This is a genomic window from Streptomyces nidicola (assembly GCF_050106155.1).
Taxonomy (GTDB): domain Bacteria; phylum Actinomycetota; class Actinomycetes; order Streptomycetales; family Streptomycetaceae; genus Streptomyces.
Genome location: NZ_JBNBPI010000001.1, coordinates 874,537 through 891,452, shown reverse-complemented (window position 1 = coordinate 891,452; position 16,916 = coordinate 874,537). Strand labels below are relative to the sequence as shown.

The following is a 16,916-nucleotide window of genomic DNA, read 5'->3' as shown; positions in this document are numbered from 1 at the left end:
ACCAGCACGAGGCGCGCACCGTGACCGTCACCGCCGAGGACCTGCGCGAACTGCTCGGGCACGGCCTGCACGGCGAGGTGGTCGCGTACTTCGTGAAGGAGGCCGGCGAGGAACGCGCCTATGTGGAGCGGCAGGTCACCGAGTGCCTCCGCTACCTCTACCTCGTCTCGAAGTACCGCGAGCGGCTCAGTGGCCTCTTCCTCCCCGTCGAGCAGGCCATCGACGAGATCTGGCACTACCTGATCCTGCAGACTCGCGAGTACGTCGCCCTGTGCGAGGAGCGCCTGCCGGGTCGGTACTTCATCCACCACCGCAGCATCGCCTACGAGGACTACCAGGCCGAGCCCGGCCGTGAGCGGGCCGCCGAGGAGGCGCTGCGCTGGATCCCGCTTTACTGCCGGGAGTTCGGGTCCTTCGACGAGGGGGCGCTGCCGCACTGGACCATCGTGCGCTACCTGCACCAGCACATGGACATGTCGCTGGACGAGATCTCGGCGCTCGAACCGATGGCGCCGAGCGTCCCCGCCGAGCCGATCGGCGCGGCGTGACCTCTGCGGCACGGTCCCCGCAGGCCGTACGGCCGACGCCCGAACACCCCGCGCAGCGGCGGGTGTTGAGCGTCCTCGTCCTCTGTCAGGCCCTGAGCGGGGCGGGCCTCGCCGCAGGCATCACCGTGGGGGCGTTGCTCGCCGAGCAGATGCTGGGCTCCACGGGTCTTGCCGGGCTGCCCAGCGCGTTGTTCACCGGGGGCGCCGCGCTCGGTTCGGTGGGCATCGGGCGGCTCTGCCAGCGGTGGGGCCGGCGCCCCGGGCTCGCCCTGGGGTACGGGACGGGTGCGGTCGGCAGCCTCGGCGTCGTGCTCGCCGCGGTCGCGGACAGCGTGCCCCTGCTGTTCGTCTCGCTGCTGGTGTACGGCGCGGGCACGGCCGCCAATCTCCTCGCCCGGTACGCAGGGGCCGACCTCGCCTCGCCCGCGCGGCGCGGCCGGGCGGTCAGCACGGTCCTGTTCGCGACGACGTTCGGGGCGGTCATCGGCCCCAACCTCGTCCACGCGACGGGCAATTGGGCGCACTCTTGGGGTATCCCGCGCCTCGCGGGCCCCTTCCTGCTCGCCACGGCCGCGTACGGTGCGGCCTCGCTGGCCCTGGCCGTCCTCCTGCGCCCCGACCCGCTGCTGCTCGCGCGCGAGCGAGCGGCCGCGGAAGAGGCCGCGGAGGGGGTGCCGGCCACCGGGAGGACAGGGCGTACGGACGCTGCCCGCGGTCTGGCCACCGGCACCGCCGTCATGGTCCTCACCCAGCTCGTGATGATCGCTGTCATGACGATGACGCCGGTCCACATGCAGGCCCACGGGCACGGTACCCAGGCCACGGGCCTGGTCATCGCCCTGCACGTGGGCGCCATGTACCTGCCGTCCCCGCTCACGGGACTCCTTGTCGACCGCATCGGACGGCTGTGGCTGGCCGCGGCCTCCGGGACGACGCTGCTCGCGGCGGGTGCGCTCGCCGCCCTGGCGCCGCCGCACTCCGTCGCCGCCCTCGCCACGGCCCTGGTTCTGCTGGGCCTCGGCTGGAACTTCGGCCTCGTCAGCGGCACCGCCCTCATCACGGACGCGCTCCCCGTGGCCACCCGGGCCCGCACCCAGGGCCTCGTCGACGTCGGCATCTCCCTCGCGGGCGCCACGGGCGGGGCGGCCTCCGGCGCGGTGGTCGCCGGCGCCGGCTTCCCCGCCCTGGGCCTGGGCGGCGGCCTCCTGGCCGTACTCCTCGTCCCGCTGACCCTGCTGCGGCACCGCGGAGCCCGCGAGTCGGGAGTCACCGGGAAGGCGGGAGCGTGAAGACAGGATCTGGGTCTGTCGTTCGGATCAGGCAGACCGGACCCGGCTAGAAGGTGATCTCGAGCCCGATGACGGGATGCCGGCGGTGTCGCCCCGAGATCGCGGAGTACCAGTCGCCGATGCGCGCCATCACGTACTTCTGGCGCAGCAGCGCACCCGCCTTCTTCGTCCCCTCCTCGTCCAGCACCCGGCCGGTCCCCGTGATCCGTACGGCGTCCGGGGCGACGCGGCCGCGGACGTCGCACACGGCGACCTCGGCCCGGGAGTCGCGACGCAGCCGCTTCACCTTCCAGGCATCGGCCGCGCTGCGCACACAGAGCCGGTCACCGTCCATGGCATGCCAGACCGGAGTGGCTCTCGGCGTGCCGTCCTTGCGGTACGTGGTGAGACTGACATAGCGGGCGCGCTGGAGCGCGGCGAGCGTGGCGGGGTCGAGTGAGGTCACAGGGGGACGGTACCGGCATGTGTCAACCGGGGTTGGTCTGCTGCTTGCCCGGATGTGGGCGGGCGGCCCAAGCGGACAGCGAAGGTCTCGACGACCGGCTCGGCGGGTCCGGGGCCGAGCGGGCCGCCAATGCCTTGCGGGCCGCCTTGGACCGGGGGAAGTTCATCGAATTCCACGACGTCCTGTTCGCCCACCAGCCGCAGGAATCCGTCGATGGGTACACCGACGCCTTTCTGCTGCGTATGGCCTCTCAGGTGAAAGGCCTGCGCGGCAAGGAATTCGACTCCGCGGTGCGCACCATGAAATACCGTGAGTTCGTGGGCGCGTCACAGCGGGCGTACGAGTCCGTCGGGGCGCCCGGAACCCCGACGTTCTTCGTGAACGACACCCTGGTGCCGGACGACTTGCGCGAGAACATGTTCGACCGGGACATGGTCGGGATGGTGCTCGTCGCACTCGGAGGTCCCGATCAGGGGCCGGGACCGGCGAACTGAGCATTGCTGATCTGCCGGTCCCGTGCCGTCCCGGTTCGGCGGCCTCAGCTCTCCCGCGCCCTCGACGGCTCCTGCCCCGCCCTGTCGACGACCGCGAAGTCCAGGATGGCCTCGCTCGACATGAGCGTGCCCTTCTTTCCGTACTGGGTGTCCTTGACGAGGTAGCTGCGTGAGCCCAGGAACGTGAGGTCCTGGCGGTCGAAGACCCACTCGGTGCGGGTGTGGAACGTGGTGTCCTCGCGGGCGATGCCGACGCCGTGCCGGCCGATGGCGTCGTGGGCGGCGGGGGCCCTGGTGACACCGGGGATCTTCGCGGCGGCGCGGTAGAGAGCGGCGGCGGTCTTCGGTGGAGTCACCCCGCCGAGAAGGCCGCCGATGCGGTCGAACACCGCTTGGTCGCGTTCCTGGTCGTCCGACTCGGGCGTCTTGGCGTACAGGAAGTGCAGTAGCTTGTCGGGGTCGGTGGGCAGGGACGCCAGCCAGTGGTACGTGGGGCGGCCGAAGCCTTCCGGTGTGCCCTTGGTGTCGCCCAGTTGGGCATTGATCGGCAGGGTCTCGCCGTCCTCCTTGACGATGCCGAGCTTGCGCAGCGGCGCTGGGTCCTGGGCGACCCAGCTCTCGGACTCCTTCAGCGGCTCCATCACCGCCTTGCCACTGGTCAGGTCCGCGCCCTGGTCCTTCTGCCGGGTGTAGGCGAACTGGTCGTCGCGCACGGTGAGTTCCTCGTTCTTCCCCGCGGCGTCGGAGATCTGGTCGAGGAGTGCCACCGCGGGGCGTACGTCCCTGCTCGCCGTGGTGGTCGTCGCGGTGTCGTCGCCCGTCGTGAGGACGATGCTCGTGGTGAGGATGCCGGCGAGGGCGAGCGCCGTCACCGGGAGCAGGATGGCCGGGCGCAGCAGACGTCGGGCGGAGAAGGTCGGACGTGCTGGTTGCGCGGGGGTGTCGGTGCGGTCGCGGTCGATGTGCTGCATCAGCTGTTCCTTGTGGTGAAGGTGCTGCGCGTGGGGGAGGGGACGACGGTCCGGGGCCGGCAGCAGCCGGGCGATCTCCGCGACATCGGCGTCCGCGCGTGTGTCGGCGCGTTCGTCAGGGCGTGTGTCGGCGTCGGTGTGCCGCCGGTTCGCTCGTACGTCCTTGTCGGTGGTCATGCCGTCTCCTCCCGCACGGGCAGGGCCGCGAGTGCGGCTTCACCCTTCATCTCTCCGCGGTCCGCGCGCGGTTCCGGATTCTGTTGCGCCTCGTCCGTGAACCGGGCGAGCTTGGCGCGGGCCCGCGAAAGCCGGGAGCGCACGGTGCCGACGGGGATGTCGAGCGCCTCCGCGGCCTGCTTGTAGTCGAGTCCTGACCACACGCACAGCGTGAGCACTTCCCGCTCGGGGCGCCGCAGCCGGTCGAGTGCGACGTGTACGGCGGCCAGGCGCCGGGCATCGTCGACGCGCCCCGCGACCTCGTGCGCGAAGTCCTCGACCACGGGTGTCCGCCGCTGCCGGGCCAGGAACGCGACGCGGCGCCGCAGGCCCCGGCGGGCGTTCTCCGCCTTGTGGGTGGCGATGCCCAGGAGCCAGGGGCGCAGTGATCCCCCGTCCTCGTGCAGCCGTTCCCGTACCCGCCAGGCGGTCAGGAATGTCTCCGACATGATGTCCTCGGCGCTCGTCCGGTCGCCGGTGAGCCACAGCGCATGCTGATGCACGGCCACGGCCCACTGCTCGTACAGCTCGGCGAACGCCTCGCGCTCACCGGCCCGTACGCGTCTGCGCAGATCGTTTTCTGAGTCCCTCACACCGTCTGTCTCTCCGCGGTCCCGGTGGAGTTCCTGTGACCTGCGTCATGTCGAACGGCCCGTCTGTGGGGCCGGCGAACAAGGCTAGCCGCGCGGGCGCCCGGGCGTGGAGTTCACCAAGTGACGACTGTCATGTCACGAACGTGTCTTGAACACGATCATGAAGCAACTGGGGCAACCGCACCGCTGTCTGAAGGGACGGACAACAACATGGGCGAACACCCGCCCGGTTCAATCGCCCGTCGCTCACCAGGAGCGACGGCCCCACGCGGAGGACACCAGAATGCGCACTCGGAAGATCTCGGCACTGACGCTCACCGCTGTGGCCCTCGGACTGTCGCTGACGGCCTGCAACGGCAGCGGCGGCTCCGACAACTCCTCCTCCAGCGCGCCCACCAGTGCGTCTTCCAGCGCGTCCTCCTCCGCGAGCGCGAGCAGTTCAGCGGAGGTCACGGCCACTCCGCAGCCCGATGCGACGCAGGGGCAGTCGTCGGGCGCCCCCGCCGCCAAGTCCGACGCGAAGTGCACGGACCAGATCAACTACGCCGGTGACCCGCGCTCCAACGCCGAGATCAACTCGATCGGCGCGGACACGGGCACCTGCCCCGAGCCGCAGAAGTCCGACAAGCCGTCGGGCACGCCGAAGGACCCCGGCACGAAGTGCACCGACCAGATCAACTACGCCGGTGACTCGCGCCCCAACGCGGAGATCAACTCGATTGGCGAGGAGACGGGGTACTGCCCGCCGGTCAAGCAGAACTGAACGGCCTGAACGGACACAGCGAGCCGGGTGGCGGATAGGCGCCGTGGCGCCAACCCGCCACCGTGAAGCAAGTACCGCACGACGCACAGTAGTTGACACTCTTCCCAGCTCTCGGAGCGCACCCCCGCACCCGATGGTTCCAGGAGAAGAGGCAACTATGGCAAGAGGTACCGCGCGACGCGGCGCGGCCCTGCTGTCGGCCGGGTTGGCGTTCGCGCTGCTGCCCGCCGGCCATGCGCACGCCGCGCCGGACCACGTGAGACCCAGGGCCGCGAAGGCCGCCCGCGCCGCTCACACCGTGACGCTGGTGACCGGGGACAAGGTGACCGTGACGGACATCGGCGGCGGGCAGCGGACCGTCGACGTCAAGAGGCCCCCGGGCGCCACCGGCCTCGTCCGTACGCAGGTCACCGACGGCAAGATACGTGTCGTGCTGGACGAGGCCGCCCCCTACCTCGCCTCGGGGAAGCTCGACGCCCGGCTGTTCGACGTGAGCGGGCTCATCGAGCAGGGCCTCGCGGACACCAAGGCCGACGCCACCCCGCTCATCGTCACCTACGGAGGCAAGAGCGCCCGCACCACCGCCGCCACCCCCAAGGGCGCCGACCGCACCCGAACGCTCGACAGCATCGGCGGCGCGGCCCTCGACGCCGACAAGGGGCGCACCTTCTGGAACGACCTGACCAGCAAGGCCGGCTACACCGACGGCATCGGCAAGGTGTGGCTCGACGGCCGCGTCGAGGGCGACATGGCGGAGTCCAACGCCCAGATCGGCACGCCAAAGGCATGGGAGGCGGGGCTCACCGGCAAGGGCGTGAAGGTCGCCGTCCTGGACACCGGGTACGACACCACACACCCCGACCTCGCCACCCGCGTGAGTGAGTCGAAGTCCTTCATCGAGGGGCAGGCGGTCGCCGACCGGGCAGGTCACGGCACGCATGTCACGTCGACCGTCGGCGGATCCGGCGCCGCGTCCGACGGCAAGGAGAAAGGTGTCGCGCCCGACGCCACCCTCGCCGTCGGCAAGGTGCTCAGCGACGAGGGCTACGGCACCGAGTCCGAGATCATCGCCGGTATGGAATGGGCCGCCAAGGACATCAAGGCCAAGGTCGTCTCCATGAGCCTCGGCTCCGACACCGGCAGCGACGGCACCGACCCGATGGCCCAAGCCGTCAACTCCCTCACCGAAGACACCGGCGCGCTCTTCGTCGTCGCCGCGGGCAACGCCTACAGCCCCGGCACCATCGGCTCACCCGGCGCCGCCGACTCGGCACTCACCGTCGGCGCGGTCGACGCGGACGACGAGCGGGCCTCGTTCTCCAGCCAGGGCCCGCGCCTCGGCGACGACGCCCTCAAGCCCGACCTCTCGGCCCCCGGCGTGGACATCCTCGCGGCCCGTTCCTCGCTGGTGGACGGCTCCGGCAGCTACACCACCATGAGCGGTACGTCGATGGCGACACCGCACGTCGCCGGTCTCGCCGCCCTCCTCGCGCAGGCCCACCCCGACTGGACGGCCGCACAGCTCAAGAACGCGCTGATGTCGTCGTCGAAGCAGCTCTCCGACTCCGCGTACGCCATCGGCTCCGGCCGGGTCTCCGTCCCCGACGCGATCGCCGCGAAGGTCACCGCGACCGGCAGCGCCGACCTCGGGTCCTACCGCTGGCCGTACGACAGCAACAAGCCGGTCACCAAGACCCTCACGTACTCCAACGCCGCTGACAGTCCTGTGGAGTTGGAGCTGGCGGTCCAGGGGGCTCCCGACGGCGTCGCCACGCTCGCCGACAACAAGCTGACCGTGCCCGCGCACGGCACCGCCTCCACCACCGTCACCGGCGACGGCTCGAAGGCCGCCGTCGGCACCAACAGCGGGCAGATCGTGGCCAGTTCGGGCGGTGCGGCCGTAGCGCACACCGCCTTCGGGCTGGTCAAGGAGGAGGAGCGGTACACGCTCACCGTCCATGTGAAGGACCGGGACGGCAAGCCGGCCGCGACCAACCTCGTGTATCAGCAGCTCGCCAAGGGCGCGCTGTCGGAGTCGGCCACGGTCGACGCGTCCGGCACGGTCAAGCTGCGGCTGCGTCCCGGGACGTACTACCTGGACTCGTTCCTGGACGTCCGCGGAGGCCACGGCGAGGACTCCCTCGGCATGGCCTATCTGTCCGACCCCGAGGTGAAGGTCGACGGGGACCGCGAGATCACCCTCGACGGCGCGAAGTTGCGCGAAGTCGACACACGTGTCCCGAAGGACACCGACCCGCACCAGACACTCGTGCAGTACGACCGCAAGGCGGGCGGCACCGATGTGTTCGGCATGGTGCTGCTGCCCATCAAGTACGACACGCTGTACGCGCTGCCCACCCGGCCTGTGAGCGACGGGAGTTACGCGTACCGCACCACCTGGCGCGAGGCTCAGCCGCGCATCACCGTCGACGGTGTCGACGAGGTGTGGGAGCAGCCCGGCTCCACGCTCGTCGAGGGTGACAGCAGGCTCGCGCTGGTGAACGCGGGCGCAGGTACCCCCGCGGACTACACGGGCAAGAACGTGACCGGCAAGGGCGTCCTCGTGCACATCGACGGCACCCGCACCCCGGCGCAGATCGCGCAGGCCGCCCAGGACGCGGGCGCCAAGGCGCTGTTCCTCACGGACGACAGCTCCGGCCGACTGAACACCCTCTTCTACAACGACGACGACACGGACCGGCCGCTTCAGATCGCGAGTGTCACCAACGCCGACTTCGCGCGGCTGCTCACCAGGCAGAAGCGCGGTGAGCGCATCAGAATGACGGGCGTCGCCAACTCCACGTACTCCTACGACCTGTCGAAGGGCTACAAGAGCGCGATCCCGGACCGGAGTCTTGTCTTCGCGCCGGACTCCAGGGACCTCGCCACCGTCGACACCACCTTCTACGGTGCGAAGAAGGCGGCGGGCAGCGAGTTCCGGCACTCGGTCGACCCGTCCTTCGCGGTCGCGGGCGGCTTCCAGGAGCGGTACGACTTCCCGGGGCACCGCACCGACTACGTGTCCGTCGAGCCGGACCAGAAGTGGCACGAGTCCGTGAACCTCGGTTCCCTGGAGGAGCGCAGCGGCCTGGTGTCCTACCGGCCGGGCAGGCACACCGAGTTGAACTGGTTCAAGCCGGTCTGGCACCCCTATGGTGGCAGCGGTCTCGGCTGGGGCCAGCAGCGGAGCGGCGACATGCTCCGCTTCAACATCCCCGGCTGGGGCGACTCGGGCCCCGACCACACCGGTTTCGGCGACCCGTACAGTCCGGAAGCCGGCATGACGCAGTCCACCGAGGCCTTCGTGAACGGTGAGAGCGCGGGCCGACGCACGGGCAGCACCGCCCAGTTCAGTGTCACCGACGGCTCCGAGCAGCCGTTCAAGCTGGTCACCGACACGGAACTCGACCCGGCCGTGTGGGGCATCCGCAGCACCTCGCACAGCGAGTGGACGTTCCGCTCGGGCACCACACCGGACGACGCCTACACGTTCCTGCCGCTGATCAACCTCAACTACGACATCGACACGGACCTCGCCGGAAAGGTCCGTTCGGGCAAGCGCCTGCCGATCGGCCTGTCCGCCGAGTACGTCAAGGACGTGGCCGGCACGGGCACCATCGGCGGCGGCGCCCTGAAGGTGTCGTACGACGACGGCAAGACGTGGAAGTCCGTGTCCCTCACGGGTAGCGGCGCGTCCTGGAAGGGCACGTTGAACGTGCCGCGCGACGCCACCTCACTGTCGCTGCGGGCGACGGCGAAGGACGACAAGGGCGGCTCGGTGTCGCAAGAGATCGTGCGGGGAGCGGCCGTGAAGTAGGCCGCCGAGAGCGGCGGAAGGAGAGCGGCGACCCGGTACGGAGACATCCCGTGCCGGGCTTCGCCGTTCCTGCGCAGTGAGAATCCGGCATTGCCAAGATCGGTTCACCGGGCAAGCATTCCCCGTCCGTCCGGAAGGGAGCGCGTCTCGTGTCACGCCGCTGGATCCTCTTTCTGCTCAGCGCCGTCCCGGTCGCCGGGTCGCTGATCGTCGTCAATACCGAGCGGCCCTACGTCCTGGGCCTGCCGATGGTGGTGTTCTGGGCCGCCCTGTGGGTGGTGCTCACCACCGTCGTCATGGCCGTCGTATACGCCCTCGATCCCGCGAACCGCGAGCCCGGTGAACAACAGGCCGCGGAAACAGGCGAGTTCACCGGTGACACAGCCTCCGAAGGAGTCGCCCGATGAACACCGCCCTCGCCATCCTCGGCAGCGCGTTCGTGCTCGTCCTCGTCCTCGGACTGCTCGCCCGGCGCGGTCGCACCATGGACCTCGAACAGTGGTCCGTCGGCGGGCGCGGGCTCGGCAGTCTGCTCGTGTTCCTCCTCGCCGCCGGCGAGAACTTCACCACGTACACCTTCCTCGGTGGCAGTGGCGGCGCCTACTCGATGGGCGGGCCGATGATCTACATGTTCTCGTCGATCTGCTACGTCGTCTTCTACTGGCTGGCCCCGCCGATCTGGGCGTACGCCCGCCGCCACAAGCTGCTCACCGCCCCGGACCTGTACGCGCACAAGTACCGCTCGAAGGCGTTCGGCGTGCTCACCGCCGTCGTCGGCGTGGTGTCCCTCGTGCCGTATCTGGTGCTGCAGCTCAAGGGGCTCGGCATCATCGTCCACGAGTGCTCGTACGGGCGGATCTCACAGGGCGCCGCGGTGTGGATCGGGGTCGCCGTGATCGCCGTGTACGTCACGGTGTCCGGGCTGCGCGGCACCGCCTGGAACGCCATCATCAAGGACACGCTGATGCTCGTCCTCGTCGTGGGCCTCGGTCTGTATCTGCCGATCCACTACTACGGCGGGCTCGGTGACATGTTCCACGCGCTGTCCGCCGCCCACCCGCACTTCCTGACACTCCCCGACCACGGGTACAGCGTGTGGTGGTACATCTCCACCAGCCTGCTGTTCGCCCTCGGCATCTGTACGTGGCCGCACATGATGCCCGGCATCCTGGCGGCCCGCAGTGCCAAGGCGCTGCGCCGCAACGCCGTGATCACACCCGCGTACCAGATCGTCCTGGTGATGGTCCTCGTCATCGGGTTCACCGCCGTGCTCAAGGTGCCGGGACTCAAGGACGGGGACCTCGCGCTGCTGTCGCTCGCCAAGGACGCGCTGCCGCCGTGGCTGGTCGGGCTCGTCGGGGTCGCGGGCATGCTCGCCGCGCTCGTTCCGGGTGCCATGCTGCTGCAGTCCGCCGCGATGCTGGTCGCGAAGAACATCTACCAGACGGCCCGGCCCGCCACGAGCGAGCGGACCGTCGGGCGGCTCAGCCGTCTCCTGGTGCCGGTGCTCGCGCTCGTCGCCGCCGTGCTCACCTTCCGCGGCGGCGAGGCCATCGCGATGCTGCTGATCATGGCGTACGGGTTCGTGGTCCAGCTCTTCCCGGTGCTCGTCGCGTCGATGTGGCGGCGCAACCCGGTCACCACCGCAGGTGCCTGGGCCGGTGTGTGCACCGGTGTCGCCATCGTCAGCTGGACGACGCTCACCGATGCCACCAGCGCGAGCCTGCTGCCGTGGGCGCCGCGGCCGGTGCAGGACCTCGACGTGGGGGTCGTCGCCATGGTCGCCAACATTCTCGTACTCGCCGTCGTCAGCGCGGCCACCCGGCACCGCGCCGGACACTCGGACGACGCCCGCCCCGCCACCGCCGCTGCCACCGCCCCGGAAGGAGCCGCCCTGTGACCATCACAGACCCCACGGCCACCGCACCCCTCGTCCTCGGCGACCGGCCGCTCACCCTCGACGATCTCGTCGCGGTCGCCCGCCACCACCGCCCCGTCGCACTCGGCGCGGCGGCCGAGAAGGCCATGGCGCCGAGCGCCGCGTGGATCTCCCGGCTCACCGACGACATGGCCGAGGGCGAGGCCGCACGACCCGTCTACAGCGTCAACACCGGCTTCGGCTCGCTCGCCGGACGGCAGGCCTTCGAGACCGCGGAGGACGCCGTCGAACTCTCCCGCCGGCTCATCGTCTCCAACGCCTGTGGCGTCGGCCGGCACTGCGGCGAGGACGTCGTGCGCGCCACCATGCTGATCCGCGCCTCCAGCCTGGCACGCGGCTACTCCGGCGTCCGCCCCGACGTCGTGCACACCCTGCTCGCCATGCTCAACTCCGGTGTCCACCCGGCGATCCCCGAGTACGGATCGCTCGGCGCCAGCGGCGACCTCATCCCGCTCGCCCACCTCGCCCTCGCCCTCAGCCGCCCCGCCGGTGACACCGACCCGGACGAGGACAGCGGACTCGCCCACCACGAAGGCGAGTTGGTGAGCGGTCGCACCGCCATGGCCGCCGCGGGCATCGACCGGCTCGCCCTCGGCGCCAAGGAGGGCCTCGCCCTCACCAACGGCACCTCGTACTCCACCGCGCTGTGCGCCCTCGCCCTCGCCGACGCGGAGAACCTCCTCGCCACCGCCGAGGTGACCGCCGCGATGAGCATCGAGGCACTGCTCGGCTTCGGCGACGCCTTCCTGCCGCAGCTGCACGAGGCCCGTGGCCACCCGGGGCAGATCGCGACGGCTGCCCGGCTGCGCGAACTCCTCGACGGCAGCGCCTTCGTCGACGGCGCCGCCGACACCGACCCCGTACGCCAGCCACCCCAGGACGCGTACTCGCTGCGGTGCGTGCCGCAGGTGCTCGGTCCTGTGAGGGACACCCTGGGCTTCGTCCACGGCATCGTCGAGACGGAACTCAATGCCGCCACCGACAACCCGCTCGTCGTGCCCGGCCTTCCGCGCGACCTCAAGGCCGTCTCCGGCGGCAACTTCCACGCCCAGTACCTGGCGTTCGCCTCGGACTTCCTGTCCATCGCGGTCACCGAGATCGGGTCGATCGCCGAGCGCCGCCTGTTCCGGCTCAACGACGGCACACTCAACCGCGGGCTGCCCGACATGCTCGTCGACGGCGAGAAGGTCGGCATGGACTGCGGCTACATGCTGCCGCAGTACCTGGCCGCCGCCCTGGTGTCCGACTGCAAGACACTCGCGCACCCGGACAGCGTCGACTCCATCCCCACCTGCTCCAACCAGGAGGACCATGTCTCGATGGCGTCCAACGCGGGGCGCCACGCCCGCCAGGTCGTCGCCAATATCGAGGCGGTCGTCGCCACGGAACTGTTGATGGCCGGGCAGGCGCTTGAGCTGCGGCTCGCCGAGCAGGGGAGGGGCCCGGAGGCCCTCGCCCCGGCCACCCGCGCCGCCCTCGACCGGCTCCGCGCCACACCGGCCACCGACGGGCGGCCGATCGACCACCTGACCCGCGATGTCGTGCTGTACCCGAGGGTGCACGCGGCGCTCGACCTCGTCCGGTCCGGGGCGGTCGTGGACGCGGCGTCCCAAGAGGGGTGATCTGTACGGGGGTTGCCCGGGCGGTACCTGTCCAGGCGGCCCCCGGTGTCACACATCGAGGACCAGTCGTTCCCCCTGGCACCGCGACACGCAGATCATCATGACGTCGCCCGCGGCCCGCTCCTCCTCGCTCAGGAGCTGGTCGCGGTGGTCGGGGGTGCCGCCGAGCACCGGTGTCTCGCACGTTCCGCACACACCCTCGCGGCACGACGTGAGCGTACGCACCCCCGCCTGTGTCAGGGCGTCGACGATGGACTGGCCGGCGCCCACCTCGATCTCCTGCCCGTCGGCGGTCTCCACCGTGAACGGCCGGTCGCCGTCCTGTGCGTGGCCCTCCGGCGCCGCGGCGAAGCGTTCGAGTGTCAGCCGCGACTGAGGGTGCGCGTCGGCGTACTCCTGCACCGCAGCGAGCAGCCCTGCCGGGCCGCACGCGTACACATGGGCGTGCGCCGCACGCATGCCGTCCAGCTCCGCGGTGAGGTCCGCGACGCCCGAGACATCATCGCGGTGCAGGCGCACCCGCTCGCCGTACCGGGTGAGTTCCTCGGTGAACGCCATGCTCTCCGCACTGCGTCCCAGGTACAGCAACTTCCAATCGGCCCCTGCCCGTTCGGCCGCTGCCAGCATCGGCAGGATCGGCGTGATACCGATGCCGCCCGCGACGAACACCAGGAGTGGTGTGTCGAGGTCCAGCGCGAAGTTGTTGCGGGGCGCGCTCACCAGCAGGGTGTCGCCCGCCTCGACCCGGTCGTGCAGATACGCCGAACCGCCCCGGCCATCGGGCTCCCGCAGCACGGCGATCCGCCAGCCGGCCTTCTCTGCCCCCTGTGCCTCCTCCGTCCCCGAGGACAGTGAGTACTGCCGGACCAGGTCCCGGGACAGGACCACGTCGATATGTGCTCCGGGCGTCCACGCCGGAAGTGACCCGCCCTCACGCGCGGCCAGCACCAGGGAGCGCACCCCCGCGGCCTCGGAGCGGGTCTCCTTCACGGTCACGGTCAGGTGCTCCTGTGCAGGCATGCTTCCTCCATGTCGTCCTCCGGGTCGCGGCAGCCGCAAACTCGCCTGAACCGCATCGTCAAAAACCCCGCCGCACGCGGCAACAGCTGTTCTCAGCAGGTGATAACGCCCATGTCCCGGGCACGGCCCGCCGGTCTACCGTGCCTGCCACCACCTGCCTGCCACCACCGAGCCGCATCAGGAGGCCAGATGTCCGCCCCGGCCGACACCCCCGTCGCCCGCCTCTCCGACGACCCCTACGACGACGCCCACCTCACCGACCCGTACCCGCTCTTCACGCGGATGCGCGACGCCGGGCCCGCGGTGTGGCTGGAGCGCTACGGGGTGCATGCCTTCACGCGGTTCGCGCAGTGCCGCGAGATCCTCACCGACCACGGGACGTTCCTGTCGGGCGCCGGGGTCGGGCCGCGCAACTACCACCAGGAACCCCCGTGGAAGCCGGCCGGCATCCTGGACTCCGACCCGCCGACGCACACACCGCTGCGTACCGCCATGTCCGGGGTCATCTCCCCGCGCAACGTGCGAGCGCTGCGCCCCGCTTTCCGTGCCTACGCCGAGCGACTCGTCGACGAACTCCTCGACAAGCGGGAGTTCGACGCGGTGACCGAGATGGCGGAACTGTTCCCCATCGAGGTCTTCGGCAACGCCGTCGGCATCCCCCGCGAGGGCCGGGCCGAGAACCTGCTCCCGCACGGAGCCATGAACTTCTCCGCCTTCGGCCCCGAAGACGCCCGCTACGCCGCGTACTTCGCCGCCGGCGAGCACACAGTCGACTGGGTCATGGAGAACTGCGCCCGCGAGAACCTGACGCCCGAAGGGCTCGGCGCGAAGATCTGGGAGTACGCCGACCAGGACATGATCACCGGCGACGAGGCCACCCGCCTGGTGCGCGCGCTGCTTTCGGCGGGGCTCGACACCACCGTGCTCACCCTCGGCAACACCATGAGGTGCCTGTCCGCCAACCCCGACCAGTGGGCGCTGCTGCACGCGGACCCGAAGTTGACCCGGTTCGCCGTGGACGAGGCGCTGCGCCACGAGTCACCGTTCCAGTCCTTCTTCCGCACCACCGCGCGCGACGTCGACTTCCACGGTGTCCGCATCCCCGAGGACACCAAGGTCGCCCTGTTCACCGGGGCCACCAACCGCGACCCGCGGCGCTTCGGCGAGGACGCCGACGCCTACCGGATCGAGCGGGACGCCTCCGGGCACCTGGCGTTCGGCTTCGGCATCCACCAGTGCGTGGGCCAGCCCATCTCCCGCCTGGAGGCGGAGGTCCTGATCGGCGAACTGGCCCGCCGGGTACGGACGGTGGAGCCGGCCGGTGACCCGGTGCCGTTCCTGCACAACACGCTGCGCGGCTGGAAGCACCTGCCGGTGCGGATCACTCCGGCGTGAGGGCGCCCGCCCCGCGCTCCAGGATCTCCGCGAGGCGCGCGCCCGCCGCCCGCAGTTGGGCGCGGGCCTGACGCCGCCAGGTCGGCCCGCACCGCGGTTCGGGCCCGGCCACGGTCAGCGCGCACACCACCTCGCCCATCGCGGTCACCGGCACCGCGACGGCGACCGCGCCCTCGTTCAGCTCGCCCTGCGAGATCAGGAAGCCGCTCGCCCGGATGCCCTCCATCTCCCGTGCCAGGCGGGCCCGGTCGGGCGTACGGTCCGTGATCGTACGCATCGGCCGGCCGAGGACCCGGTCGATCACCGGGGGTGGTGCGTGGGCCAGCAGGATGCGCTGGCCCGCCCCCGCGTACAGCGGTAGCAGCTGGTTGATCCGGAACGCCATCCGCATCGCGTGCGGTGACTGGGTCTGGCGCAGACACATCGCCTGCGAGCCGACCCGTACGGTCAGCACGGCCGTCTCACCGGTCCCGTCCGTCAACTCCTGCAACAGCGGGTGCCCGAGCTCCACGAGCCGGGTGTGCGTCAGATGCTGCCCCGACAGTTCCAGCAGCCGCCAGCCGGGTGCGTACGTACCCGAACGCTCCTCCACCAGGTCCAACTCCCGCAGCGTGCGCAGATATCGGTACACCGTGCTCACCGGTATCCCCGCGTCGGCCGCGATCTGCTCGACGCGGGTCTCCCCGGATTCGGCGACGCTCATGAGCACCTTCAGCCCGCGCTGGAACGACACACCCGCACCGGACGCCGCAGGGCGCGCGGCCGGCGGCGTCGCGGCGGAATCGTGCGGAACAGCCCTGGTCAACAGCCTTCTCTCCTCGGACCGGTGTGCCGGTCGGTGGGCCCGGTCGGCGGCGTCGCCAGCGTAGATCAGGCGGCCCGTTCGAGCCAGGTTCGGCAAAAATCAATCCTAGCGGCGCTAGACAAGCGAGCGGCAGCAGCGCTAGCGTTGCCTCATCATCTAGCGGTGCTAGATTCCAATAGGGTCCGCGCCCTGAAGGGGAGTCACCATGACCGTGGAGCTGAATCACACCATCGTTCCTTCCCGTGACCCGCTGGCCTCGGCGCAGTTCCTGGCGGACATCCTCGGCCTGCGTGTCGACCCGCCGCTGGCGCACTTCACGCCGATCACGCTCGCCAACCAAGTCAGCCTCGACTACGACCAGTTGGACGAACCTGGCGGGCACCTCATGGAGATCCTCACCCGGGGCCGCGCCGAATCGTGAGACCGACGGCCACCCACGCCGGCCGCTTCCCCGTCCCACCCCGAACGCCGACCGTCCCGGACCGAACGTCAACCGTCCCGGACCGAACGTCAACCGTCCCGGACCGAACGTCAAGGAGAGGAACCATGTCACTGAAGCGCGCCAACACCGTCCTGGCCACCGTCATCACCCTGTTCGTTCTCTACCTCGGGCTGTCCTTCATGCTGTTCCCCGAGACGTCCGCGCCCGGCGTCGGTCTGCCGACCTGGCCGTCCGGTGACGGCGGCGGTTTCCTCGTCATGAAGGGGCTGCGCGAATTCGCGATGGGCCTGGTGCTCGGCGTCCTGCTGGTGACGGGTCATCGCCGCGCCCTCGGTTGGGTCCTGCTGATGGAGGCCGTCGCCCCGTTCGGCGACATGATCAACGTCCTGACCCACCATGGCACCGTGGCCGCCGCGGTCGGTATCCACGGCCTGACGGCGGCGTTCATAGCGGTCACCGGCCTCCTGGTCCTGCGCGAGACCAGCAGGACCCGCAAGGTCCCCGCCCCGGCGTCCGCCGCACAACCGGCCTGACCCATGCACCTCCGAAGGGGCGGC

Annotated in this window: 16 protein-coding genes; 11 read left to right on the top strand and 5 right to left on the bottom strand. The window is 70.6% G+C overall.

Annotation, left to right across the window (positions count from 1 at the left end):
• The first annotated feature begins 20 nt into the window (after positions 1–20).
• Positions 21–548, top strand: a complete 528-nt coding sequence (locus ACOKM3_RS04200; RefSeq protein ID WP_426906698.1) for a glycine-rich domain-containing protein — start codon at positions 21–23, stop codon at positions 546–548.
• Positions 545–1,837: an MFS transporter gene (locus tag ACOKM3_RS04195; protein ID WP_426896999.1), complete on the top strand. Its 1,293-nt coding sequence runs from the start codon at positions 545–547 to the stop codon at positions 1,835–1,837. Before ACOKM3_RS04200 ends, ACOKM3_RS04195 begins: the two co-directional genes overlap by 4 nt.
• Before the next feature lie 46 nt (positions 1,838–1,883).
• Here ACOKM3_RS04195 and ACOKM3_RS04190 read toward each other — a convergent pair whose 3' ends face one another.
• Complete coding sequence (locus ACOKM3_RS04190) at positions 1,884–2,282, bottom strand: PPOX class F420-dependent oxidoreductase (protein WP_426896997.1); 399 nt, start codon at positions 2,280–2,282, stop codon at positions 1,884–1,886.
• A gap of 44 nt (positions 2,283–2,326) precedes the next feature.
• Between ACOKM3_RS04190 and ACOKM3_RS04185 the strand changes: the two genes are divergently transcribed.
• Positions 2,327–2,776 carry a DsbA family protein gene (locus ACOKM3_RS04185; RefSeq protein WP_426896995.1) on the top strand — a complete coding sequence of 150 codons (450 nt, stop codon included), beginning with the start codon at positions 2,327–2,329 and terminating at the stop codon, positions 2,774–2,776.
• Positions 2,777–2,820: 44 nt separating this feature from the next.
• Here ACOKM3_RS04185 and ACOKM3_RS04180 read toward each other — a convergent pair whose 3' ends face one another.
• A complete protein-coding gene (locus ACOKM3_RS04180; RefSeq protein WP_426896993.1) occupies positions 2,821–3,924 on the bottom strand; it encodes a CU044_5270 family protein in 1,104 nt (367 codons plus the stop codon).
• Positions 3,921–4,556 carry an RNA polymerase sigma factor gene (locus ACOKM3_RS04175; RefSeq protein WP_426896991.1) on the bottom strand — a complete coding sequence of 212 codons (636 nt, stop codon included), beginning with the start codon at positions 4,554–4,556 and terminating at the stop codon, positions 3,921–3,923. Before ACOKM3_RS04175 ends, ACOKM3_RS04180 begins: the two co-directional genes overlap by 4 nt.
• 283 nt (positions 4,557–4,839) lie before the next feature.
• On the opposite strand from ACOKM3_RS04175, the gene ACOKM3_RS04170 reads away from it, so the two are divergent.
• The 5 genes from ACOKM3_RS04170 to ACOKM3_RS04150 all read left to right on the top strand — a co-directional run bounded on the left by ACOKM3_RS04170 (position 4,840) and on the right by ACOKM3_RS04150 (position 12,697).
• Positions 4,840–5,319 (top strand): hypothetical protein, encoded by a 480-nt coding sequence (locus ACOKM3_RS04170; RefSeq protein WP_426896989.1) that lies wholly within the window; start codon positions 4,840–4,842, stop codon positions 5,317–5,319.
• Between the two features lie 157 nt (positions 5,320–5,476).
• Entirely contained in the window at positions 5,477–9,136 is a 3,660-nt protein-coding gene (locus tag ACOKM3_RS04165; RefSeq protein WP_426896987.1) for a S8 family serine peptidase, read from the top strand.
• A gap of 149 nt (positions 9,137–9,285) precedes the next feature.
• Complete coding sequence (locus tag ACOKM3_RS04160) at positions 9,286–9,543, top strand: DUF3311 domain-containing protein (protein WP_426896986.1); 258 nt, start codon at positions 9,286–9,288, stop codon at positions 9,541–9,543.
• Entirely contained in the window at positions 9,540–11,036 is a 1,497-nt protein-coding gene (locus tag ACOKM3_RS04155) for a sodium:solute symporter family protein (protein WP_426896985.1), read from the top strand. The genes ACOKM3_RS04160 and ACOKM3_RS04155 overlap by 4 nt, the downstream gene beginning before the upstream one ends.
• Positions 11,033–12,697, top strand: coding sequence for an HAL/PAL/TAL family ammonia-lyase (locus ACOKM3_RS04150; RefSeq protein ID WP_426896983.1), 1,665 nt, complete (start codon positions 11,033–11,035; stop codon positions 12,695–12,697). The genes ACOKM3_RS04155 and ACOKM3_RS04150 overlap by 4 nt, the downstream gene beginning before the upstream one ends.
• Positions 12,698–12,745: 48 nt before the next feature.
• On the opposite strand, the gene ACOKM3_RS04145 is transcribed toward ACOKM3_RS04150, so the two are convergent.
• Positions 12,746–13,717, bottom strand: a complete 972-nt coding sequence (locus tag ACOKM3_RS04145; protein WP_426896981.1) for a PDR/VanB family oxidoreductase — start codon at positions 13,715–13,717, stop codon at positions 12,746–12,748.
• 189 nt (positions 13,718–13,906) lie between these two features.
• Here ACOKM3_RS04145 and ACOKM3_RS04140 point away from each other — a divergent pair, with 189 nt between their 5' ends.
• The gene (locus ACOKM3_RS04140; protein WP_426896979.1) at positions 13,907–15,112 is read left to right on the top strand and encodes a cytochrome P450; all 1,206 of its coding nucleotides are present in this window, start codon (positions 13,907–13,909) and stop codon (positions 15,110–15,112) included.
• Here ACOKM3_RS04140 and ACOKM3_RS04135 read toward each other — a convergent pair.
• Positions 15,099–15,917 (bottom strand): IclR family transcriptional regulator, encoded by an 819-nt coding sequence (locus ACOKM3_RS04135; protein WP_426896977.1) that lies wholly within the window; start codon positions 15,915–15,917, stop codon positions 15,099–15,101. The genes ACOKM3_RS04140 and ACOKM3_RS04135 overlap by 14 nt on opposite strands.
• Positions 15,918–16,122: 205 nt before the next feature.
• Between ACOKM3_RS04135 and ACOKM3_RS04130 the strand changes: the two genes are divergently transcribed.
• Positions 16,123–16,338 carry a VOC family protein gene (locus ACOKM3_RS04130; RefSeq protein WP_426896975.1) on the top strand — a complete coding sequence of 72 codons (216 nt, stop codon included), beginning with the start codon at positions 16,123–16,125 and terminating at the stop codon, positions 16,336–16,338.
• A gap of 125 nt (positions 16,339–16,463) precedes the next feature.
• A complete protein-coding gene (locus ACOKM3_RS04125; RefSeq protein WP_426896973.1) occupies positions 16,464–16,892 on the top strand; it encodes a DUF4267 domain-containing protein in 429 nt (142 codons plus the stop codon).
• The last annotated feature ends 24 nt before the right edge of the window (positions 16,893–16,916 follow it).

Excerpts from the sequence above, each read along its gene's own strand:
- ACOKM3_RS04155 (WP_426896985.1), top strand. The coding sequence starts at position 9,540 with ATGAACACCGCCCTCGCCATCCTCGGCAGCGCGTTCGTGCTCGTCCTC.
- ACOKM3_RS04180 (WP_426896993.1), bottom strand. The coding sequence starts at position 3,924 with ATGACCACCGACAAGGACGTACGAGCGAACCGGCGGCACACCGACGCC.
- ACOKM3_RS04125 (WP_426896973.1), top strand. The coding sequence starts at position 16,464 with ATGTCACTGAAGCGCGCCAACACCGTCCTGGCCACCGTCATCACCCTG.
- ACOKM3_RS04140 (WP_426896979.1), top strand. The coding sequence starts at position 13,907 with ATGTCCGCCCCGGCCGACACCCCCGTCGCCCGCCTCTCCGACGACCCC.
- ACOKM3_RS04170 (WP_426896989.1), top strand. The coding sequence starts at position 4,840 with ATGCGCACTCGGAAGATCTCGGCACTGACGCTCACCGCTGTGGCCCTC.
- ACOKM3_RS04145 (WP_426896981.1), bottom strand. The coding sequence starts at position 13,717 with ATGCCTGCACAGGAGCACCTGACCGTGACCGTGAAGGAGACCCGCTCC.
- ACOKM3_RS04130 (WP_426896975.1), top strand. The coding sequence starts at position 16,123 with ATGACCGTGGAGCTGAATCACACCATCGTTCCTTCCCGTGACCCGCTG.
- ACOKM3_RS04165 (WP_426896987.1), top strand. The coding sequence starts at position 5,477 with ATGGCAAGAGGTACCGCGCGACGCGGCGCGGCCCTGCTGTCGGCCGGG.